Origin of the sequence: Companilactobacillus sp. FL22-1, from assembly GCF_043951805.1 — a bacterium.
Classification (GTDB): domain Bacteria; phylum Bacillota; class Bacilli; order Lactobacillales; family Lactobacillaceae; genus Companilactobacillus.
On sequence record NZ_JBINJY010000003.1, the window covers coordinates 51632 to 72760 of the forward strand.

Genomic DNA, 21129 nt, shown 5'->3' on the forward strand with positions numbered 1-21129 from the left:
GATATTAAAATGACAGATCGTATCGAATTATCAGCTTGTACATCAATCATGGTAGGTAAGAAGGCTTCAATGGACGGAGCAACTTATATTTCCAGAAATGAAGACCGTCTCAATGCTATCTACAGAAAACGGATCATTGTACAACCTGCAGTTTCAGGACGTCACGAAACATATACTTCACCATATAATCAAATGACAGCACCTTATCCAGAAAGCGGCTATCGTTATACATCGACACTTGATGCCGATCAAAGTACCGGTCCTAATGAAGAAGATGGATTTAACGAAAAGAACGTTGGTATGAGTGCAACTGAAAGTGTTTATGCCAATGAAAAAGTTCTTGCCTTTGATCCATACGTTAAGAATGGACTAGCTGAAGACTCGCTTGCAACTTTAGTTTTGCCATATATCGATTCAGCTCGTCATGGAGTTGAATACTTAGGTAAATTGGTTGCTAAATATGGTTCAGCTGAAGGTAATGGACTTCAATTCAACGACAAGAATGAAGTTTGGTATATGGAAGTCGTAACTGGACATCAATGGGTAGCTGTACGTATCCCCGATGATTGTTATGCAGTCGCTGCTAACCAAGTAGCTATCCAAGATATTGATTTTAACGATCCTGACAACTACATGTGGGCTGATGGTATCCAAGAATTTGTTTCCGAACATGACTTAAACCCTGATTTTGATCGTTGGGATTTCCGTCATATCTTTGGTACAGATACTGAAAAAGATCATCACTACAACACACCTCGTGTATGGTTTGCCCAACGTTATTTGAACCCATCTGATGACACACAAGACCCAGAATCAGCTGAGCTGCCATTTATCAGAAAACCAGACCACAAGATTGCTGTGGAAGACATTCAATATATTTTGAAGTCACACTACAATGAAACAAAATATGATCCACTTGGTAGCGGCAGTGAACATGACAAGAAGACTTATCGTGCTATTTCACTATCACGTACAGCCAACTCCCATATCCTTCAAATGAGAGATTCAGATAAGAATGGAGCTGCTGGTGTTGAATGGACTGGCTTTGGTATTCCTAGCTTCTGTCCACAAGTACCATTCTTTACTAATGCTAATGACATTGATGAATCATACAGCTACACTCCAGAAAAGATGGACTTAAAGAGTGCCTATTGGATGTATGAAGCTTTGGCAATGGTAGTTGAGTCACACTACAAGGAATTCGTCGAACCTAACCTAGACTATCAAAAAGCTTTGTCAGAATGGGCACGCAGAAAGATTGCTGAAGTTGACAAGAAGGCTGTTACAATGTCAGGCGATGCTTTGACAGATTACCTTACAGAACAAAACCATGAGATTGTAAAACACTACAATGAAGAGACAATGGCACATTTGGCAGACTTAGTTACTCAAGGTACTGAATTGAGCAAATTGACTTTCAAGATGGATCCAAATCTTTAATTAAAAAAACTTAGGAAACAGGAGGGCCTAGTGATCAAATTTTGATTGCTAGGTCTTTTATTATCTGAAAATAATAATGATTTTAATATCTATTAATTGTAAAATTTAGTTAATGAAAAAAGTCACGAGGTATTGATTATGAAGGATATTCGTTTTAAAAGTGTCTTTGATATTATTGGTCCAGTCATGGTAGGACCAAGCAGTTCGCATACAGCTGGTGCAGCTAGAATTGGTAAAGTCGTGCATGATATTTTTGGCGAGCAGCCTGACAAAATAACTATCGACTTGTATGAATCTTTTGCTAAGACGTACCGTGGTCATGGAACTGATGTTGCTATTGTCGGTGGTTTGTTAGGGATGGAGCCTGATGATGAGCATTTGGCCGACTCTTTGAAGATTGCTTATGATCAAGGAATCAAAGTTGCTTTTGTTCCTAAGAGTGACAAAGTTGATCACCCTAATACGGCTAAGATTAATTTAGTGAAGGGTGATCATGAATTATCAGTTACCGGAATTTCTATTGGTGGAGGAAATATTCAAATCTCTGAAATCAATGGTTTCAAGATGTCGTTGAGTTTGGGAACGCCAACTTATATTACTGTTCATCAAGATATTGCCGGGATGATCGCAAAAGTTACCGATGTTTTTTCCCAATTTAAGATCAATATCGGTACGATGACTGTTACTAGAGCGGCTAAGGGTGAAAAAGCGATTATGATTATCGAAGTTGATGAGCGTCGTGATCGTCCAGAAATCTTAGCTAGATTGAAAGCTTTACCAAATGTTGATAATGCGACGTATTTTGAATAAGGGGATTGAAAAATGTTCTATACAATTAAAGAATTAGTCGAAAAAAGTGCTGATTATGATTCAGTCGCCGATTTAATGGTTCAAACAGAAATGGAAAATACTCAGCGCAGTAAAGAATTTATTCGCCAACAGATGGAACGTAACTTAGAGGTTATGGAAAAGTCGATTGAAGAAGGAGTCGCTGGTGTTAAATCAGTTACTGGTCTCACTGGTGGAGATGCCAAATTAATGGACGAGTATCTCAAAAAAGGTGATTTTTTGAGTGGTGAGCCTATCCTTGAGGCAGTTCGCAATGCTGTGGCCGTAAATGAAGTCAACGCTAAAATGGGCTTGATCTGTGCTACACCGACTGCTGGTAGTGCGGGTGTATTGGCTGGTGTTTTGGTTGCTAATCGTGACCGACTCCATTTAACTCGTGACCAACAAGTAGACTTCCTCTTTACTGCCGGTGCGTTTGGATTAGTAATTGCCAATAACTCTTCGATTGCTGGAGCTGAAGGTGGCTGTCAGGCTGAAGTTGGTTCAGCTGCTGCAATGGCATCAGCTGCTTTAGTTTGTGCCAAAGGTGGTACAGCTCAACAGGCAGCAGAGGCTATCTCAATCACGCTTCAAAATATGATGGGCTTAGTCTGTGATCCTGTCGCAGGCTTAGTTGAAGTTCCTTGTGTCAAACGTAATGCTTTAGGTTCCTCACAGGCGATGATTTCAGCAGATATGGCTTTGGCTGGAATCAAGAGTGTAATTCCAGTTGATGAAGTGGTTGAAGCAATGCATAAGGTTGGTCAACAGATGCCTTCAATCTTTAAAGAGACGGCAGAAGGTGGTCTGGCAACGACACCAACAGCTTTGAAACTAAAGAAAGAGATTTTTGGAGACTAAGTAGTGTTTTGTCTATGAGGGGAGTTTACGATGAGAAATCAAAAACATATGGCCTGTACATCTATTATGGTCGGTAAGAAAGCCGCCATCGATGGGGTTAATTATATTGCTCGGAACGAAGATAATTTTGTGGCTAACTGGCCTAAACGTTTTATCGTTGTGCCAGCGGTTAAAGACCGCCACGAGACTTACACGTCACCTTACAATAAGTTAAGTGTTGAATTGCCAGAAAACGGTTATCGCTACACTGCTTCGCCTGATGCTGATCAAACTGAGGGATGGTACGAGGAAGACGGTATCAATGAGCAGAATGTGGGGTTGAGCGCTACCGAGAGCGTCGTTGCCAATGAGTTAGTTTTGGCATACGATCCTTTGATTGAAAACGGGGTGGCAGAAGATTCAATAACAACACTAGTTTTGCCCTACATCGACTCAGCTCGCCAAGGGGTTAAATATTTAGGCGATTTGATTGCTAAATATGGTTCCACTGAAAGTAATGGAGTGGAGTTCTTTGATCAAAATGAAATTTGGTATATGGAAATAGCGACTGGACACCATTGGGTGGCAATCAGAATTCCAGATGATTGTTATGCGGTCGCTGCCAATCAAATTGGAATCGAAACGATTGATTTTAATGATCCTGCCAATTATCAATGGTCACCAGGAATTCAAGAATTTGTTGCAGAGCATGATCTTAACCCTGATGACAACACTTGGAATTTCCGTCATATTTTTGGAACGAGTACTAAACAAGATCGTCATTACAACACACCGCGAGTATGGTACGGTCAAAAAGTGCTCAATCCTTCGGTAAAACAAGATCCTGAAGCTAGTGATCTACCTTTTTTGAGAAAACCAGAACATAAGATTGCTGTCGAAGATATTCAATATATTTTAGCCTCGCACTACAACGAAACGCCGTTTGATCCGCTTGGGAGTGGCACTGTCGAAGAAAAGCAACGTTATCGGGCTATTTCTTTGTCCAGGACGGCCAATTCCCACATTTTACAATTACGGGATGCCCAAAAGTTCCCTGCTAATGCGATCGAATGGAAGGCACTAGGAATTCCTAGTTTTACGCCTTATGTGCCTTTCTTTACTAATGCTGACGACATTGATGAGTCATACAGTTATGTACCAAAGAAATTGGATTTGAAGAGCTCTTATTGGTTGTATGAAAGTCTTTCAATGATTGTCGAGAGCCATTACAGCGAGTTTGCCCAAGTTAATCTAGATTATCAAAAAGAACTGTCGATCTGGGCTAGACAAAAGATAGCGGCCGTCGATAAAGCGACTGCTAATATGTCAGGCCAAGCTTTAACCGATTATTTAACACAACAGAATCACCAAATTGCAAAATACTTTAATGAAAAAACACGTGAACATCTCGGTGACTTGATCACGCAAGGAACTGAATTGAGTAAATTAACTTTTAAAATGGACCCAAATCTTTAATAGCTGTTAAATTTTGAGAAAAAATGGAGTTTCTTAGGCATTTTTCATTGTCTAAAAAGCTCCATTTTTTTGTATAACCAATTAATATAACATAAATAAAACGTTTTCCAACAACAAATTGGCTATATCATGAGCTTTTTTTTAGTCAGATGACAACTTCAAGCCTATAATAGATATTGGGAGTTTCCCAGATTGGGAATAAAATCAATGAAAGGTAGCGAAGGCATGCAGGTATATAAAAATTCAGAAGAATTGATAGACCAAATCAGAGAGAGTTATCATAAATTCATTGGTGAATATGAGGGTATCAGCGATGAGGTTGCTGATGAAAGAATCGAGCAGGTGGATAAAACACCTAGAGAGATGCTTTCATATCAAGTTGGTTGGATCAATATGATCTTATCATGGGAAAGAGCCGAAGCAGGTGGAGCAAAGATAACAACTCCAACCCCAGGTTACAAGTGGGATCAAATGCAACAGCTCTATCATGATTTCAATATCAAGTATGGCTCTGAAGGTTTGCAAAATGAAAAAGAAGAACTGGGTAGTACCGTTAACGAATTGATTTCATGGATCAAAGAAATGTCCCATGATGAATTATTCAATCCTGGTCAACGCAAGTGGGCTACAACTAAAGCAATGTGGCCCGTTGCTAAGTGGATCCGCATCAATGCCGTTTCACCATTTAATAATTACAGCAGACAAGTTAGAAAGTGGAAGAACTTCAATCTGCGTGATAAAAAAACGGTTAATTCCTAATAGACAAATAAGCGAAGCAAGCAAAAAATAGTTTAGCTTCCGAGCATTAATGCAATAGAGCGGCAACTCGATTTTGAGTTGCCGCTCTATTTGAATTAAGCACAAAAATATGTGCTTTTGTTCCATCGATATTAAAGATAAAAATAGTTATTTTCCAGACTCTTTTTAACTTATCTTTTCAGTGGTGAAGTCAAAACGTTCCTGTAAACCTAATAAGTAGGCGGTCTTTTTAATATCATTGATTTTAAAACGATCCCCTTGAGGAGTCCCGATTTCTGCCCCTTTGGCGTAGACTTGACTGTTCAATAGCTTCAGTTTATTAGTCTCAAATTTCCAAGCGTAAGTATAAAAGCCCGAAGAAAAAGGCCGCATGGAGATAGAAGTATTTTTACGACTGACTAACCATAGCGGAATTAATAAGACGAGGATACCTAATGCATTGATGGCTAAACTAGTTAATAATTTCATGATCATTCAACCCCTTTTTATTTATTATCTACCCAAGTTAGTACAATGTAAACGTTTTATTTTAAAAAAGAATATACATTTAAAATAATAGATGTCTCATCCATATCAATCTTCGTCCTTGCTAAATAGAATGGTTAATTATATCTATACTGAAGGGTTCGGCAGGGTACATTTATCAAGGGATCAGGATCGTCTATTGATTGAATTAGGGGACGTTAGTAAAAAAGCCGGATATAATGGAATGAATAGAGGAAACTTTACTGATAAATCTCAATTCTATGGATTATTTGAACCGATGCCACGTAAATAAAGCAATAAATATATGAAAAGAGGACGTGACATAAGTCCCAAAAAATAAAAGCTGATGAATGAGATTTTTATGGGTCTAAGCTTTATCGTGTCAGTAGAATTAATCTACCAACACGATAAAGCTTAGACTCTTTTTTATTTGTATTTTTAGAGAACAAAAAAATTCGATGTGAAATTTTTTCAAATCCACATCGAACTTTTATGATTCAGAGATAGTTTTGTCACAGCCCCATTGCTAATGATAATAACTTAAATCCCATTCAATGGTATTACTGAAATTATATAACTATTCAGCAGTACCCATTTTCTTCTTTCCACCAGTTATTCTTGATAATTCTTAGCGAGTTAAAACCAATAGTGGAAAGCAAAGTAAAATCGGTATCTTTTAAACCAACTATTTTCCACATATATATAAATCTTTATATTTATCCATGTTGTTTTTCTTTTTGAAGAAAAGCATCAAATAAAAGCATAAAGGTAACCAGCAGAGTCCCCCAAGACGCGAGAGAGAAGTCATGATGAAGGAATAAATCATTTATACAACCAGGTATAAACAATATTCCAATCCAAAATTGAAGCGTTTTATAAAATTTTTTGTTAAAGTTATATTTTTTTAAAAGAGACATTATACCCTCCATATGATTAATGCGTTTAAAATTTATAATTACATTTAGTATATCTCTTATAAAAGAAGAAACTAGGAAAATATCCTGTAATGACATTTAAGAATCTTAAACGTTAAGGTCTATTTATATCATCCCTAAATTCTTTAAAATTGATTATTCAATTTTGTCTTGCACTTCAAGTGAATTCTTGATTGGCGTTTTTGAAAATATTGTAATTAATGAATGCAAAGAATATTTACTGCTTATAGAAAAGTAAAAGATCCCAGTAGAATTAACCATCAAGCATGGTTGATCTACTGGGATCTTTGATTGATCAAGTGTCAATGATATCAGCTTTTTAAAGTCCAAAATCAATTAGGAAGAAGCCGATGGTACCGATAATTATTAACATCGTGAAGTTAATAATTGTAAAGTAGAGCAAATATTTGTCTGGATCTTTCTTGAAGAAGAAGCGATATTGTTTAAAAGCTAATAAATTAGCTAATGATCCAACCACAGTACCCAAACCACCGATATTGGTACCTAAGAAGATGGCGTGAACGTACTTTGAGAACTTGGAAACTAAGATTGTCGTAGGTACGTTACTGATAAATTGACTAGTAATGATTGAAGTTAAATAAGTGCTAGTTCTTGTTTGCAAAAATTGATGTAAGTTATTAACAATCGCTGGTTCACGATTGATATTGCCGACAGCAATGAAAAAACACATAAAAATTAAAACAATCGAATAATCAACTGACTTAAGAATACGAGGATTAATGAAAATCACTAACAAAATTGCTGCAATCAATGAACCCCACATAGGGATAACTGAAAAGATTCCTAGGAAGATAATGATAGTTACCGCTACAGTCAACGATAAGCTAGGAATATTTAATTCAACAGCAGGCAATTCCGTCAGTTGAATCGGATCTTTAGGAAAGAATCTAGTAATTAGAAAGACCGCGATGAAGGTCACGATTGTAATGGGAGTCGACATAATAAAGAATTGTTTGATACCTAAATTAAAATGCGACAGCAAGAACAAATTGTGAGTATTGCCAAATGGAGTAAAGATACTACCCAAGTTGGCGGCCATGGCGATAATTATTACAGGAAAAATCGGATTAATTTTTATATGTTTGGATAGTTGATAGAACAGAGGAACTAAAGTTAAAATTGTCACATCGTTCGTTAAAAACATAGCTCCGAAAAAGGCTAGTGACGCTAACATAAACATCATTTGCCTAGTGGTACTAGCTTTGTGGATCATGTATGCCGCATAATACTTTAAGAAATCCAAATAATCGTAAATTTGGATTATAATCATCATAGATAAAATCGATGCTAATGTCTTCCAATTAATATCTGCCATTTGTGGCGGACTAATGAAGATCGATGTCAAAATCGCTGCGGCACCAGCAATCCATAACACCTTATCTGAAAATACACGTTTTAATACAGCCATTACGTTTCCCCTACAAATAAGAAGTACTTATTCTAGTATAAAGATAAAAGTGTGGTTAAAAAAGATAATTATACAAAAAAGACCAAATTAATTTTTCAAAGTAATTTTTTTTAGATTTTTTTATATAAAGAGACTAATGTATTGTAACCTATGTATAATAAATAGCAACACAAGGGAGAGTTATAAATGAATGTAATTATTTCTATCTTAATGTTCATCTTAGGAATTGCCATCATCAGTGTATCCTTTAAAGCTAAACAAGAATTGATCTATTATTTAACGCTTACGATTGGTGTCGTTATCTTTTTTGCAGCGATATTTGTTATCTTTCCAAAATAATAGTAGTACAAAATTATCGAAACTTGGTATAATCTTCCTAGTCAATGAGTGGAGGGGATTGCTATGATATTTAAGCGTACATCTCTATTGGTATTAGTTTCCATGATAGTTAGTATTGTCGAGATGACAGTTGATCCTAGCTTTATTGTGGGAAGAGTTTTTTTAGCCGTTTCAGGCTTTTTAATGGTTATAATATCGCTTATGTTTGTCAAAGATTTATGGAGATTAAATAAATAAGTTAGGCCTGTTGAAAATGAAAAAAGTTGTTAAGATGTTTTTTGTTTCAGCTTTATTATTTGTCACGGCAAGTGGGTTCAAAACCTTTAAAAATAAACTTAAATTAAAAGAACGTACTCTCTGAATTTCAGAGCGTACGTTCTTTTTAAATCATGAAACAATTGTTTCACAAGAAACATCTAATAAACACCATCAACGATTTTGTCCAAAGTATCTTTGGAAGGAATGAAGAATAATGTTCCGCTGACAGGTGTACTGAAATCTAGTAGGCGGTCACTCTTAGTAAACATTCCCTCCAGCATTCTTTCAGTAATAGAGAAGTCTTTGGTATAAGCAATGAAATAAGTTCCAGTCAAGTTCTTAGCTGGGTCAGAAAAAGGTACGTTCATTCTAACAATTTTGTGTTCAACGTCATCTTTCATATCTTTAGAAACGACATTGTGGGCATTAGGTAGTTTTTCATCGTCTTCCAATTCACGATCTGAGAATTTGTGACGTCCGATGGCACGCTCTTGATCATCTGTTGACAGAGCCTTCCAAGCGTCCATGTTGTGATTGTATTTTTGGGCAAAGGCATATGAGCCGTTGACGAATTCAGGGTCTTGATCTTCATCAATTAAAGTGTAATCCATGGATTCGACTCCGGCAGGATTTTCGGTTCCATCAATAAAACCAATGATAGCGCGGCCCTCTAAGTATCTGAAACCATGGGTCTCGTCTTCTACTGAAGTAATAGGGCGCAAAATACCCATAAATTGATCCATCAATTCATAACAGACGGCCATATTTTTTGCCCGCACATGAATGAAGATATCTCCAGGAGTAGAAACAGCAGTGTACTTAGGCCCTTTGATCTCTTTAAAGGTATCTAATTGCTTAGGTTTGGGGGCATCGGGGAAAAGATAATCCCAAGCATCCGATCCAAAACCCCAGGCGATATGAGCTTGAGCTTCAGGATCACGGATACGCATGCTATTAATAATTGAATTTGATAAATCAGAGAAGTCAGCAATGGCTTCTTTTTCACTCTTTTGGTCCAAACGATTCAACATCAAGGTTGCAAAGACAACACTTTCACCGGCGTCTTTATAAACGTCTTGGGCTTTTTTAATGTCTACAGTCATGAATTTTCCTCCAGCATATCTGTTTATACATTTACTGTATCACATAACGAGAATTATTTTATAATTAAAATCTGTAAACAAAAATTCTTGATTATGATTCAAATTTAGAGAATAATTAAAATTATAGTTAACAATGGGAAACTTTGAAAGGAAGTACAATTTATGTGCACGAGTCTTAGTCTGGGAGCTTTAGATGGCTCCAAATTTTTGGCAAGAACGATGGATTTTGCCTTTGAATTAAACGGTCAACCTACTTTTTTGCCAGAGAACTATAAGTGGATATCCTCGTTTGATCAAAAAGCTTATACAACTGATTATGCCATCATGGGAACAGGGGCTAAATATGGTAACAACTATATGGTAGCCGATGGTTTCAACGAGTATGGTTTGTCAGCTGCCGAGCTTTATTTTGCCAACGCAGCTAAATATGATGAACAGCCAACTGAAGGCAAGATGAATCTAGTAGCTGAAGAATTCATTCTCTGGGCGTTGGGTAATAATAAGAATATCGAAGAATTGCGTCAAAATTTAAAAGATGTACGCCTGATTGAATCTGATGCCGGAGTAATGGGAGAAAATCAACCGCTACATTTTATTTTTAGTGATGCTACTGGGGCAACTTATATTCTTGAACCAGAAGGCAATGGTTTGGTGCTTGAAGAAGATAAAGTTGGTGTGATGACTAATACACCAGATTATGATTGGCACAAGATGAATCTTTCTAATTATTTAGGTACACAGACAACTGGCTTTGACGCTAAGAAATTTGGGGATGAAGAAGTAATTCCTCAAGGATCTAACGGTACTTTCAGATTACCTGGTGGTTTCACAGCAGTTGATCGTTTTGTTAGAACGGCCTTCATTCGTAATGTGACGGAAACTCCTAAAGATGCTAAACAAGCTGTCAATACGATTTTGCACATGTTGGACAGTGTAACTATTCCTCGTGGCGTCAACATCAAGGAAGATGGCAAGCCTAGCTATACGCAATATCAAACAGTACTCGATTTGACTAACAAAGTGATGTACTTTGTTCCTTATGGTAATCGCACTGTTTATGCAACAAAGATGACAGATGATTTGATCAAAAACCAAAAAGAACCAAAAGAATTCAAAGTGGCTTTAGACCAAGCAGTTACAGCTTTAAATTAATAAACCAATAGTGGTGCCTAAGATAAGGTACCACTATTTTTTTGGTATCTAATTTGATTCTGTTATAAGATATACCAGAATAGAGAGATAATTACCAAGTAGGTAATTGGTTCGTCCCAATTTATGAAACGAGGAAGAATAATGGCTGATTTAGTTTATCAAAAAATTATCACATCACTGAAACAAGCAATCGATGCTGGCGAATTTGCGGATATGCGCTTGCCAGACGAAAGGTCTTTAGCTGAAAGTTATAGCGTTAGCCGTAGCTCGATTAAACGTGCTCTAGGATTGATGGCCGATCAAGGGATTATTTTTAAAAAAAGAGGTTCAGGCACCTTTGTTAATCCACTCTATTTAAAGCAAGGTTCATCATTTAATTATAGTGGCAAAAATCTTGGCATCACTGACAGCTTCAACGCTAATGGTCAAAAGCCAGGTGTTCAAGTATTGAGTTTTGATGTCGTTCACCCTGACAAGGATCTGCAAGACAATTTGTTCTTAAAACCTTCAGAGTTCGTTTATGCCTTTAAACGTTTGCGGCTGCTGGATGACGTCCCTTTTATGATCGAAACTGGATATATTCCCATCAAGTTAGCTCCCGAGTTGTCTGAACAAATTGCTTCCGAATCTATCTTTAATTATGTAGAATCAGAGTTGGGAAAAGAAGTCAACAAAACTTATTTGACGATTGCGGCTGAACCTTCAGATACTGAAAGCAAGCAGCTCTTGAATTTAGCTGACAATGAACCAGTTGGTTTGATGGAAGGAATTTTCTTCCTAGATGATGGAACCCCATTTGAATTCTCGACAATGAAGCTACATTATAAATATTTCAAATATGATTCATTTGTTGATTTAGCAAGTAAGTAAGAGTTTTCAATAATTGGAACGCACCACTTTATTAAATGGTTGACTTTTAACAATATTCCCGTTATTATATGCATGTAAATACGTAAGGAGTGTGCTGGTAATGACAGATTACTCATCAAAAGAATATTTAAATTTAGTCGATAAATATTGGCGAGCAGCAAACTATATTTCTGTTGGTCAACTTTACTTAAAAGATAATCCTTTATTAAGACGTGAAGTTAAGCCTGAGGATGTTAAGGTCCACCCAATCGGACACTGGGGAACTATTGCAGGCCAAAACTTTATTTACGCCCATTTGAATCGTGCAATCAACAAGTATGGCCTTAAGATGTTTTATATTGAAGGCCCAGGTCATGGTGGGCAAGTAATGGTTTCAAATTCTTACCTTGATGGCAGTTACACTGAAATTTATCCAGAAATTACTCAAGATACAAAAGGTATGCAAAGATTGTTCAAACAATTTTCATTCCCAGGTGGTGTGGCTTCACATGCTGCCCCTGAAACTCCTGGTTCAATGCATGAAGGTGGAGAATTAGGTTATTCTCTATCACATGGTGTGGGTGCAATCCTTGATAACCCTGACGAAATTGCAGCAGTTGTAGTTGGTGATGGTGAATCAGAAACTGGCCCATTGGCAGCTTCTTGGTTCTCAAATGTCTTCATTAACCCAGTTAATGATGGTGCAGTATTGCCAATTCTAAACTTAAACGGCTTCAAGATCTCTAACCCAACTATTTTGTCACGTAAGAGTGACGAAGACTTGACTAAGTACTTTGAAGGTATGGGTTGGGATCCTATGTTTGTTGAAGGCGACGATCCTGAAAAGATGCATCCAGAAATGGCTAAGACACTTGATATTGCCATTGAAAAGATCAAGTCGATTCAAGCAGAAGCTAGAAAGCATCCAGCTTCTGAAGCTAAAATGCCTAAGTGGCCAGTAATCATCTTCCGTGCTCCTAAAGGCTGGACTGGTCCTAAGACTTGGGACGGTGAACCAATCGAAGGTTCATTTAGAGCTCACCAAATTCCAATTCCAGTTGACCAAAATGATATGCAACACATCGATAAACTAGTTGATTGGATGGAATCATACAAACCAGACGAATTATTTGATGAAAACGGTACTTTGAAGAGCGACATTGCTGCCATTACTCCTAAAGGTCAAAGCAGAATGGCTATGAACCCAATGGTTAATGGTGGAGTTGATCCTAAACCACTTAAATTGCCTGACTATAAGAACTATGCTTTGAAGTTTGATAAGCGTGGTGAAAAAATTGCTCAAGATATGATCGAACTAAGTAAATATTTGGAAGATGTTATCAAGCAAAATCCTGATAATTTCAGATTGTTTGGTCCTGATGAAACAATGTCAAATCGTCTCTATGGTGCATTTGAAGCTTCACCTCGTCAATGGATGGAACCCGTTCACGAACCCGCTGACCAATATGAAGCACCAGCAGGACGTATCATTGATTCGCAACTTTCAGAGCATCAAGCTGAAGGATTTAATGAAGGTTATACTTTGACAGGTCGTCACGGTATCTTTGCTAGTTACGAATCTTTCTTGAGAGTTGTCGATTCAATGTTGACCCAACACTTCAAGTGGCTGAGAAAAGCTAACGAATTAAGTTGGAGAAACAAATATCCATCACTAAACGTTATTGCTACTTCAACAGCTTTCCAACAAGATCATAATGGTTACACTCACCAAGACCCAGGTATCATTACTCACTTGGCTGAAAAGAAGCCTGAATATATCCGTGAATACTTCCCAGCTGATACAAATTCATTGTTGGCTGTTATGCCTAAAGTTTTGGACGACCAAGAAAAGATCAATTTATTGGTTACTTCAAAACAATTGAGACCACAATTCTATACCATTGAAGAAGGCCAAGAATTAGCTGAAAAAGGTCTAAAGGTGATCGATTGGGCTTCCAACGATAATGGCGATCCCGACATTGTCATTGCCGCTGCGGGTACTGAACCAAACCTTGAAGCTTTAGCTGCTATTAGTATTCTTAGAAAAGAAAAACCAGAACTCAAGATCAGATTCGTCAACGTGGTTGACTTATTGAAGTTGAGATCACCAGAAGTTGATCCTCGTGGCCTAACTGATTCTGAATTCAACGAAATCTTTACAGTTGATAAACCAGTCTTGTTCGCATTCCATGGTTTTGAAGATATCATTAAGGAAATCTTCTTTGACCGTGATAACCACAATCTTTATGTTCATGGTTACCGTGAAAATGGTGATATCACTACACCATTCGACATGCGTGTAGTTAATGAAATGGATAGATTCCACTTGGCAGAAGAAGCTGCCGTTGCTGTTGAAGGTGATGGAGCAAGTGACTTTGCTGATGAAATGGAAGCTGAAGTTGATAAACATAACAAGTACATCCGTGAATACGGAGACGATTTACCAGAAGTAAAGAACTGGACATGGGAATAATCGTTTAAAGAGCTCTCCTTTGGGAGGGCTTTTTTTTTTGATGTCAAACTTCAATTACATTTATTATTAGAAAACTTATTAGTGACAGATGTCGATTTAGTGTTCACATATCATAAACAAGTGTCTTTGAATGGCGTTATATCGGGGTTTATCAAGTAAATAAGTTTAAAAATAATTGAATAAGTTTCATTTTAAGAATCTCTTAGAATAATTTAACAAAAATTTGAACGATATTGAAAATACTACTGGCAGTAGAACTTTTCTTTTAATACATTTTAAGACTCAATCGATGATTATTAGAATAAAAATTGAAGTGCCTCCAACAACCTCCAATCCCAGTTCTGACGGGTTGTTAAAGGCTTTCTAACATGGTAATATCATCTTTGGAAAAAGAGAAAACACTAAGGGGTGGATGATATGACAACAAGAAACGTAAAATTCATGAAAGTAGCACTAATGGCGGTCGTGGCCATATTTTTGATGATGTTATTCGTCTTGCAAAGTCGATACATCATTCCAGTAGTTGCAATTGTTGCAATCGTCTTAGCTGTTTACTCAGAAGACAAAATTTCAAAAACACATACATTTACATTTATTGATTAATCATTCAGTTATAAATTCATTTAGTAAGACCTCGATATTTTTAATCGAGCTTTAACAGCAAATACAACTTGGAAAGTTGATAAACTAGCTCATATTAATGGGCAGGATTATTATCTGTTAGACACCAAGGAATTTGTACCGGTGGATGAAGTTACAGTTGAATTGAAAATTCAAGTCAATAAAAAATGATCTCACTAAATTTATGATTTAGTTGAGATCATTTTTAATTTCCAAACGTATTTTTAAATTAATTAAAACTAATATCGATTTTTTCCTGTCCAATTCCAGCATCAACATGGATGTTCTGCAGAATAATTTCGTAAACTTGCAGGGAAGGTCCGATTGCGTCCCACGTATTTTGATAATTAGGTATTAGTTCGAGGTAACGTGGCAATAAATCAATCATATTTTTTGAAGAAGGGACTGCTTTAACTGCCTTAGCCCTGACAAAAGGATTGTATGGCGTATCATCATGAGGAATAGTAATAAAGGCAATATCGGCTCCATCTTGGTATAGTTTGAGAGCGGTGGTGCCTTTAACTGAAGAAAAATAAAGCTTATTGGGAGTGTCAGGAAACCAAATGTAATTAACTATTCGCACATCGGCTTGCCCATTTAATGCAGTACTGATAGCAATCTTGTCAGAAGTTTTATAAATTTTTTGTAGTAATTGGATGGAATGAGTATCTGGTTGATTCATAAAAAACCTCCAGTTTGTTTGATGGCTATATTATACATTAGGATTGTTCAAATTATTTTATATGTAAATAAAAATAAACCATACCAACTTAGTTTTTCCAGTTGATATGGTTTATTATTTTTGCTTTATTTATACTGACTCTTAAGAGAAATCTTGTCGTTAAAGTTTCTAATCCGCATATGGCAAAGCATCATTTTCAACATCTTCTCTGTTGAGAAGAATAATATTTTCGCCATTTTCTTTACGTCGATCGATATCATTTTCACCCCAAACACAGAGGGCTTCCAAGATCTTATTCAATGAATGACCGTATTCAGTTAATGAGTATTCAACTTTTGGAGGAATCTGATTGTACACTTTACGAGCAACAATGCCGTCGTCTTCCAATTCGCGTAGTTGTTGGGTCAACATTTTTTGAGTGATGTTAGGAATAGCACGACGTAATTCACCAGTACGCATCTTGCCATGCTTTAAATGACAGAGAATGATAGGTTTCCACTTGCCGCCGATAATTCTCATGGTATTTTCAACACCGATATTATAAATTGCCTGTTTCATCACTAGTCATCCTCTCTATCCAGTAAATGTATCTTAACATCACTAATTAGTCTTAGCAATTTTCTAAATTTAAATCTTTTGAACGAACAGATGAACTTTCCATTCTCATTAGAATCCAAATTAAAACTATTCCGATAATCAGCATAATAATACCGATGAAAGGTGTATTTAAAATTTGATTATGTGAAACAGCAATTCCACCGGCGGTTGAAGCAAAGGTGATACCAACGTTAAAGGCGGAAATATTTAAAGCTGATGCCAAAGGAACTTCATTTGGCGTATATTTTTCTGCCAATTGCACGATATAAAGTTGTAGTCCAGGCACATTCATAAAAGCAAAAAGCCCCATCAACAAGACAGCAATCAAGCCAAGAAAATGAAGATTGATCGTCACACGCATTACAACCAAGGCAACACCTAGACCAATCAACATTTTCATCAAAGCACGAAGCGGATTGTTGTTAGCCCAACGACCACCTAAAGTATTACCAATAGCGACAGCAATTCCGTAGAAAATAAGGATGATGACAATGGCACTCTGTGACCAACCCATATTCTTATTTAAAATTGTTGTTAGGTAAGTGTAAACTGGGAAAGTTGCTCCATAACCTAAAGCTGTGATGATCAAAATCAAAAGTAATTGTGGTTGCTTAACAATCTTCCAAATACCCTTGACACTAGTTGGTTTTGGCAATGGTAATTCATTTGGTACTAAAATTGTGTTACTGATCAAACCGATCAATCCAAGTACGATCAAGAAGACGAAGGACATTCTCCAACCAAAAGTTTGTCCAATGAAAGTTCCAATCGGAACACCGGTGATTGTAGCGACAGTCAAGCCAGTAAACATAACTGCAATTGCTGAAGCACGTTTATTAGGTGCAACGACATCAGCAGCAATTAGTGAAGCAATAGTCATAAAAATACCGTGTGACAAAGCAGCGATCACTCGACCAATCAGAAGGATGGCAAAAGTTGGAGCTAGGGCAGCTAGGATATTTCCAAGCACGAAACTGATCATGATACCAATCAATAATTTTTTGCGGTTCCAACGATTAGTAACTAAGGCTAAGATTGGTGCGCCGAACATGATACCCATCGCATAGATGGACACTGTTAGGCCACCTTCGGAAATAGAAATGCCAAAAGTTTTAGTTAGTAGTGGCATAATTCCGACACTGATAAATTCTGTTGATCCAATGGCAAAAGCACTGATAGCTAATGACAAAAGAATCCAATTTGGTGATACTTTCTTGTTCATATTATTTTCACCCCTTAGGTAATATTTGATTATGTGTATCACATTATATGGGGTTGGGATTATAAAACAATTACGTACTTTAAAGTGCGGTAGGGACAAAAAAGTACCTATAAGCTGTGTTAAAGAATTGAATAAAGGTAAAAGGGAAATAATGATTTATTAGATTAAATAATATTTAATAATATTATTGACTTATTAATATAAGCGTGCTTTACTAATAACTGTAAATTGAAAACGAAAGAGGAACTTTATTATGAAAACAAGTAATAATCTTAACTCACATTTGAATAGTCAATTTGCCTTTAGCTTTTTCTTTAGATAGCGTTTGTATCCAACGTTTGGGTACGGACGCGTACGTGTTCGTATCTATCGATTGGCTAAAGCTTTTAAACATGTCTTTTGAAGCCAGATAGATACAGGGTTGAATCTATCTGGAGAAAAATTATTTGGGCCCAATTAATTAAACCAGTTAGATTCCTATCCGAATCTAGCTGGTTTTTTTTTACACTTTCTTAGCGACTATGTCGCTTAGAAAGTGTTATGGGGTTGTCGAAAGACAACCGTAATCCGAGAATTTAGCGACTAAGTCGTTTAGAAAGTGTTATGGGGTTGTCGAAAGACAACCGTAATCCGAGGGTTTAGCGACTTGTCGCATAGAAAGTGTTATGGGGTTGTCGAAAGACAACCGTAATCCGAGGGTTTAGCGACTTGTCGCATAGAAAGTGTTATGGGGTTGTCGAAAGACAATCATATATATATATTGGGAGGATAATTTTTCATGAAAAAAACACTAATCACTTTATTAACAATTACAATGGCAGCCTTAGTATTGGTAGGTTTCTCAAACAATGCTTCGGCATCAGATAAGCAAACTTTGAACGTAGGAATTTTACAAGTTGTACCACACGGCTCCTTAGATGCAGCCAGAAAAGGTTTCAAATCAGAGCTTAATAAAGAAGTTAAGGCACATGACAAATCAATCAAAATTAACTACAACTATCAAAATGCTCAAGGTGATCAATCTAATTTGAATTCAATGGCGCAGCAATTGACTCAGAAGAAAAACGACTTGATTTTAGGGATTGCTACTCCTTCTGCACAAGCTTTAGCTAAAAAGACTAAGACAACTCCAATCGTTGTCACAGCGGTTACCAATTTGAAGAGTGCTGGTTTGGTTAAAACTGACCAAAAGCCGGGCACAAATGTTACAGGAACAAAGGATCTCGGTCCTGTCGACAAGCAAGTTAAATTATTAACGACTTTGACTAAGAGCGATAAACCAATTGGAGTATTGTACAACTCATCTGAAGAGAATTCAGTTTTACAAATCAAAATGGTTAAGCAATATGCTAAAAATCATAATTTGAAATTGAATATCGTCAGTGTCACAAGTACTAACGACGTTGCGAGTGCTTTATCAGGTATGGCCAAAAAAGTTTCTGGTATTTATATTCCGACTGACAATTTAATGGCTAGTTCAATGAAAACTGTTGGTAAAAAAGCTCGTGAGGCTAAATTACCAGTCGTAACTGGCTCAATTGAAATGGCAGAAGATGGCGGTACGGCTACATATGGAATTAATTATCACGACCTTGGTAAGCAAACAGCCAAGATGGCTTATCAAATTTTGATCAATAAGAAAAAGCCTCAAGATATGCCAGTGGAAACTTCGCATACCTTAAGACTTTACGTAAATAAGGACAATGCGAAAGCATTAGGCATCGATCCTGATCAAATTAAGCAACCTTAGTTAGAAATTGGTGGAGGTAAGAAACATGTTTTTATCTAGTTTAGGACAAGGATTATTATGGGCGCCACTGGCAATTGGCGTTTTTATCACTTTTAGAATCTTGGATATTCCTGATTTAACGACTGAGGGTAGTTTTCCTTTTGGGGCTGCCGTAGCGGTCAGTCTGATGTTAAAAGGAAGCTCGGCTATTGTAGCAGCGTTTGTCGGCTTTTTAGCTGGTTGTCTGGCGGGATTAGTCACTGGTATTTTAGATACCAAATTACGGATTCCTTCGCTATTGGCAGGAATTTTGACGATGACAGGCTTGTATTCGATCAATATGCATATCATGGGAAAGTCCAACGTGCCATTATTGAGTCAAAAAGTTTTGACAGAATATTTACCTCAAACTTGGAGTCTGGAACTTCAAACAATAGTTTTAGGAATAATTGTGACAAGTATTGTTATCTTGATTTTATATTTGTTATTCAAAACGCGGTTGGGATTAGCTCTGATGGCAACTGGTAATAATCCGCATATGTCAGCAGCAAACGGAATCAATACAGATAAAATGGTCATTTTTGGCTACATGATCTCCAATGGCTTGATTGCTTTGTCAGGAGCATTGATTGCTCAAAGTAATGGTTACGCTGATATCGGTATGGGGATCGGGACGATCGTGATTGGATTAGCATCAGTGCTTGTGGGAGAAATTTTCTTACGTGGACACGGTATTCTCACCCGACTATTAGCAATGGTTGTAGGAGCAATCGTATATCGATTATTATTAACCATCGCCATGGGATTAGGTTTTCCAGCCGATGACCTTAAAATCCTCTCGGCCATTATTCTCGTGATCGTTATCTGCGTGCCAATTGTGCAAACTCGCATCCAAACGAAGCGACAATTAAAGAAATATTTGAAACAAATGGAGGAACAAGATGATGACAGTTTTACAAGTGAAACATCTGCAAAAAGTATTCTTTCCCGGGACTGATAATGAGCGTCATGTTTTAAAAGATATCAATTTGAATATTCATGAAGGAGATTTCGTCTCAGTTATTGGAAATAATGGTGCTGGTAAATCGACACTGTTGAATACCATTGCCGGGACCTTGTCGGCTGACGCTGGAAAAATTGATCTAGTTGAACAAGATGTTACCAAAAAATCAGTCGCCTATCGTGCTAGATGGATGTCACGGGTTTTCCAAGACCCCAAAATGGGAACAGCTGGCGATCTAACAGTTCTTCAAAATCTGATTTTAGCTCAACAACACACACAGACTAGTAATCTCAAGTGGTATCAACGAAAAACGGACTTGATGAAATATCAAACGTTATTAAAGAGTTTGCACATGGGTTTGGAAAACTTTACTGGTACCCAAGTTAAATATTTGTCTGGTGGTCAGAGACAAGCTTTATCGCTACTGATGGCCACTTTGAGTCAGCCAAAATTGTTGTTGTTAGATGAACATACGGCGGCTCTTGATCCAAAGACTAGTCAAGAAGTCATGAATATAACTAGTGAGATTGTAGAAAATCAGCATTTCACTACCATGATGATTACTCATAAGATGTCAGACGCATTAAAATATGGCAATCGCTTGATAATGGTTCAAGACGGCAAGATCAAATTAGACGTTCAAGGCGAAGAGAAACAGAATTTGGATACAGAACAGTTGCTTCAAGCCTTTGTATAAAAAAAACCAGTCATCGAAGTAGAGTTCGATGACTAGTTTTACTTGTTTCATAATCCATTTATCAGGGGGGAAGGATGGATTAATTATCAGGTTATTTTATTAATGAGGATTACTATCTATCTTTTATATGAAGATTATCTTATAGGGGATAAGTTAAAGCTTTTTGATTTCCTTTAACTTACAAGACATATATTAAGCTCTAAATGTGAAG

21 protein-coding genes are annotated in these 21129 nt (G+C 36.9%); 14 read left to right on the top strand and 7 right to left on the bottom strand.

The features are described 5' to 3' along the window. The first annotated feature begins 9 nt into the window (after window positions 1–9). The 5 genes from ACG72T_RS03080 to ACG72T_RS03100 all read left to right on the top strand — a co-directional run bounded on the left by ACG72T_RS03080 (window position 10) and on the right by ACG72T_RS03100 (window position 5343). Window positions 10–1440 (top strand): C69 family dipeptidase, encoded by a 1431-nt coding sequence (locus ACG72T_RS03080; RefSeq protein ID WP_395264545.1) that lies wholly within the window; start codon window positions 10–12, stop codon window positions 1438–1440. Between the two features lie 138 nt (window positions 1441–1578). Beyond that, window positions 1579–2250, top strand: a complete 672-nt coding sequence (sdaAB, locus tag ACG72T_RS03085; protein WP_395264546.1) for an L-serine ammonia-lyase, iron-sulfur-dependent subunit beta — start codon at window positions 1579–1581, stop codon at window positions 2248–2250. Between the two features lie 12 nt (window positions 2251–2262). Further along, window positions 2263–3129 (top strand): L-serine ammonia-lyase, iron-sulfur-dependent, subunit alpha, encoded by an 867-nt coding sequence (sdaAA, locus tag ACG72T_RS03090; protein WP_395264547.1) that lies wholly within the window; start codon window positions 2263–2265, stop codon window positions 3127–3129. A 30-nt stretch (window positions 3130–3159) separates the two neighbouring features. Then, complete coding sequence (locus tag ACG72T_RS03095; RefSeq protein WP_395264548.1) at window positions 3160–4584, top strand: C69 family dipeptidase; 1425 nt, start codon at window positions 3160–3162, stop codon at window positions 4582–4584. A gap of 192 nt (window positions 4585–4776) precedes the next feature. Further along, a complete protein-coding gene (locus ACG72T_RS03100; RefSeq protein WP_395264549.1) occupies window positions 4777–5343 on the top strand; it encodes a ClbS/DfsB family four-helix bundle protein in 567 nt (188 codons plus the stop codon). A gap of 165 nt (window positions 5344–5508) precedes the next feature. Here the strand turns inward: ACG72T_RS03100 and ACG72T_RS03105 are convergent, their stop codons facing one another. The 3 genes from ACG72T_RS03105 to ACG72T_RS03115 all read right to left on the bottom strand — a co-directional run bounded on the left by ACG72T_RS03105 (window position 5509) and on the right by ACG72T_RS03115 (window position 8193). Next, on the bottom strand, window positions 5509–5811 hold the full coding sequence (locus tag ACG72T_RS03105) for a hypothetical protein (RefSeq protein WP_395264550.1): 303 nt from the start codon (window positions 5809–5811) through the stop codon (window positions 5509–5511). 734 nt (window positions 5812–6545) lie between these two features. Then, the gene (locus tag ACG72T_RS03110) at window positions 6546–6746 is read right to left on the bottom strand and encodes a hypothetical protein (RefSeq protein ID WP_395264551.1); all 201 of its coding nucleotides are present in this window, start codon (window positions 6744–6746) and stop codon (window positions 6546–6548) included. Window positions 6747–7083: 337 nt separating this feature from the next. Next, complete coding sequence (locus ACG72T_RS03115) at window positions 7084–8193, bottom strand: SLC13 family permease (RefSeq protein ID WP_395264553.1); 1110 nt, start codon at window positions 8191–8193, stop codon at window positions 7084–7086. 186 nt (window positions 8194–8379) lie between these two features. Between ACG72T_RS03115 and ACG72T_RS03120 the strand changes: the two genes are divergently transcribed. Further along, window positions 8380–8532, top strand: coding sequence for a DUF6095 family protein (locus ACG72T_RS03120; RefSeq protein WP_395264555.1), 153 nt, complete (start codon window positions 8380–8382; stop codon window positions 8530–8532). Between the two features lie 63 nt (window positions 8533–8595). Next, entirely contained in the window at window positions 8596–8769 is a 174-nt protein-coding gene (locus tag ACG72T_RS03125; protein WP_395264556.1) for a hypothetical protein, read from the top strand. Window positions 8770–8948: 179 nt separating this feature from the next. Here ACG72T_RS03125 and ACG72T_RS03130 read toward each other — a convergent pair whose 3' ends face one another. Then, window positions 8949–9893, bottom strand: coding sequence for a Dyp-type peroxidase (locus ACG72T_RS03130; protein WP_395264557.1), 945 nt, complete (start codon window positions 9891–9893; stop codon window positions 8949–8951). Window positions 9894–10055: 162 nt separating this feature from the next. On the opposite strand from ACG72T_RS03130, the gene ACG72T_RS03135 reads away from it, so the two are divergent. The 4 genes from ACG72T_RS03135 to ACG72T_RS03150 all read left to right on the top strand — a co-directional run bounded on the left by ACG72T_RS03135 (window position 10056) and on the right by ACG72T_RS03150 (window position 14970). Next, entirely contained in the window at window positions 10056–11045 is a 990-nt protein-coding gene (locus ACG72T_RS03135) for a choloylglycine hydrolase family protein (protein WP_395264558.1), read from the top strand. Between the two features lie 141 nt (window positions 11046–11186). Next, window positions 11187–11915: a GntR family transcriptional regulator gene (locus ACG72T_RS03140; RefSeq protein WP_395264559.1), complete on the top strand. Its 729-nt coding sequence runs from the start codon at window positions 11187–11189 to the stop codon at window positions 11913–11915. 100 nt (window positions 11916–12015) lie between these two features. Continuing rightward, complete coding sequence (locus ACG72T_RS03145; RefSeq protein ID WP_395264560.1) at window positions 12016–14367, top strand: phosphoketolase; 2352 nt, start codon at window positions 12016–12018, stop codon at window positions 14365–14367. A gap of 417 nt (window positions 14368–14784) precedes the next feature. Next, entirely contained in the window at window positions 14785–14970 is a 186-nt protein-coding gene (locus ACG72T_RS03150) for a hypothetical protein (protein WP_395264561.1), read from the top strand. 247 nt (window positions 14971–15217) lie between these two features. Here ACG72T_RS03150 and ACG72T_RS03155 read toward each other — a convergent pair whose 3' ends face one another. The 3 genes from ACG72T_RS03155 to ACG72T_RS03165 form a co-directional block, all read right to left on the bottom strand. Further along, window positions 15218–15670, bottom strand: coding sequence for a pyridoxamine 5'-phosphate oxidase (locus tag ACG72T_RS03155; RefSeq protein ID WP_395264562.1), 453 nt, complete (start codon window positions 15668–15670; stop codon window positions 15218–15220). Window positions 15671–15838: 168 nt separating this feature from the next. Further along, window positions 15839–16228, bottom strand: a complete 390-nt coding sequence (locus ACG72T_RS03160) for a winged helix-turn-helix transcriptional regulator (RefSeq protein ID WP_395264563.1) — start codon at window positions 16226–16228, stop codon at window positions 15839–15841. Between the two features lie 52 nt (window positions 16229–16280). Further along, on the bottom strand, window positions 16281–17489 hold the full coding sequence (locus ACG72T_RS03165) for an MFS transporter (protein WP_395264564.1): 1209 nt from the start codon (window positions 17487–17489) through the stop codon (window positions 16281–16283). Between the two features lie 778 nt (window positions 17490–18267). On the opposite strand from ACG72T_RS03165, the gene ACG72T_RS03170 reads away from it, so the two are divergent. Genes ACG72T_RS03170 through ACG72T_RS03180 form a run of 3 tightly spaced genes read left to right on the top strand, consistent with a single transcriptional unit; the run spans window position 18268 to window position 20918 of the window. Beyond that, on the top strand, window positions 18268–19239 hold the full coding sequence (locus tag ACG72T_RS03170) for an ABC transporter substrate-binding protein (RefSeq protein ID WP_395264565.1): 972 nt from the start codon (window positions 18268–18270) through the stop codon (window positions 19237–19239). Between the two features lie 25 nt (window positions 19240–19264). Continuing rightward, complete coding sequence (locus ACG72T_RS03175; protein ID WP_395264566.1) at window positions 19265–20215, top strand: ABC transporter permease; 951 nt, start codon at window positions 19265–19267, stop codon at window positions 20213–20215. Then, window positions 20160–20918: an ABC transporter ATP-binding protein gene (locus ACG72T_RS03180; RefSeq protein ID WP_395264567.1), complete on the top strand. Its 759-nt coding sequence runs from the start codon at window positions 20160–20162 to the stop codon at window positions 20916–20918. The genes ACG72T_RS03175 and ACG72T_RS03180 overlap by 56 nt, the downstream gene beginning before the upstream one ends. Window positions 20919–21129: the final 211 nt, after the last annotated feature.

What these genes read in the sequence shown, in the direction of transcription:
- ACG72T_RS03080 (WP_395264545.1), top strand. Translation starts at nt 10, where the DNA reads ATGACAGATCGTATCGAATTATCAGCTTGTACATCAATCATGGTAGGT.
- sdaAB (WP_395264546.1), top strand. Translation starts at nt 1,579, where the DNA reads ATGAAGGATATTCGTTTTAAAAGTGTCTTTGATATTATTGGTCCAGTC.
- sdaAA (WP_395264547.1), top strand. Translation starts at nt 2,263, where the DNA reads ATGTTCTATACAATTAAAGAATTAGTCGAAAAAAGTGCTGATTATGAT.
- ACG72T_RS03095 (WP_395264548.1), top strand. Translation starts at nt 3,160, where the DNA reads ATGAGAAATCAAAAACATATGGCCTGTACATCTATTATGGTCGGTAAG.
- ACG72T_RS03105 (WP_395264550.1), bottom strand. Translation starts at nt 5,811, where the DNA reads ATGAAATTATTAACTAGTTTAGCCATCAATGCATTAGGTATCCTCGTC.
- ACG72T_RS03110 (WP_395264551.1), bottom strand. Translation starts at nt 6,746, where the DNA reads ATGTCTCTTTTAAAAAAATATAACTTTAACAAAAAATTTTATAAAACG.
- ACG72T_RS03115 (WP_395264553.1), bottom strand. Translation starts at nt 8,193, where the DNA reads ATGGCTGTATTAAAACGTGTATTTTCAGATAAGGTGTTATGGATTGCT.
- ACG72T_RS03120 (WP_395264555.1), top strand. Translation starts at nt 8,380, where the DNA reads ATGAATGTAATTATTTCTATCTTAATGTTCATCTTAGGAATTGCCATC.
- ACG72T_RS03125 (WP_395264556.1), top strand. Translation starts at nt 8,596, where the DNA reads ATGATATTTAAGCGTACATCTCTATTGGTATTAGTTTCCATGATAGTT.
- ACG72T_RS03130 (WP_395264557.1), bottom strand. Translation starts at nt 9,893, where the DNA reads ATGACTGTAGACATTAAAAAAGCCCAAGACGTTTATAAAGACGCCGGT.
- ACG72T_RS03135 (WP_395264558.1), top strand. Translation starts at nt 10,056, where the DNA reads ATGTGCACGAGTCTTAGTCTGGGAGCTTTAGATGGCTCCAAATTTTTG.
- ACG72T_RS03140 (WP_395264559.1), top strand. Translation starts at nt 11,187, where the DNA reads ATGGCTGATTTAGTTTATCAAAAAATTATCACATCACTGAAACAAGCA.
- ACG72T_RS03145 (WP_395264560.1), top strand. Translation starts at nt 12,016, where the DNA reads ATGACAGATTACTCATCAAAAGAATATTTAAATTTAGTCGATAAATAT.
- ACG72T_RS03150 (WP_395264561.1), top strand. Translation starts at nt 14,785, where the DNA reads ATGACAACAAGAAACGTAAAATTCATGAAAGTAGCACTAATGGCGGTC.
- ACG72T_RS03155 (WP_395264562.1), bottom strand. Translation starts at nt 15,670, where the DNA reads ATGAATCAACCAGATACTCATTCCATCCAATTACTACAAAAAATTTAT.
- ACG72T_RS03160 (WP_395264563.1), bottom strand. Translation starts at nt 16,228, where the DNA reads ATGAAACAGGCAATTTATAATATCGGTGTTGAAAATACCATGAGAATT.
- ACG72T_RS03165 (WP_395264564.1), bottom strand. Translation starts at nt 17,489, where the DNA reads ATGAACAAGAAAGTATCACCAAATTGGATTCTTTTGTCATTAGCTATC.
- ACG72T_RS03170 (WP_395264565.1), top strand. Translation starts at nt 18,268, where the DNA reads ATGAAAAAAACACTAATCACTTTATTAACAATTACAATGGCAGCCTTA.
- ACG72T_RS03175 (WP_395264566.1), top strand. Translation starts at nt 19,265, where the DNA reads ATGTTTTTATCTAGTTTAGGACAAGGATTATTATGGGCGCCACTGGCA.
- ACG72T_RS03180 (WP_395264567.1), top strand. Translation starts at nt 20,160, where the DNA reads ATGATGACAGTTTTACAAGTGAAACATCTGCAAAAAGTATTCTTTCCC.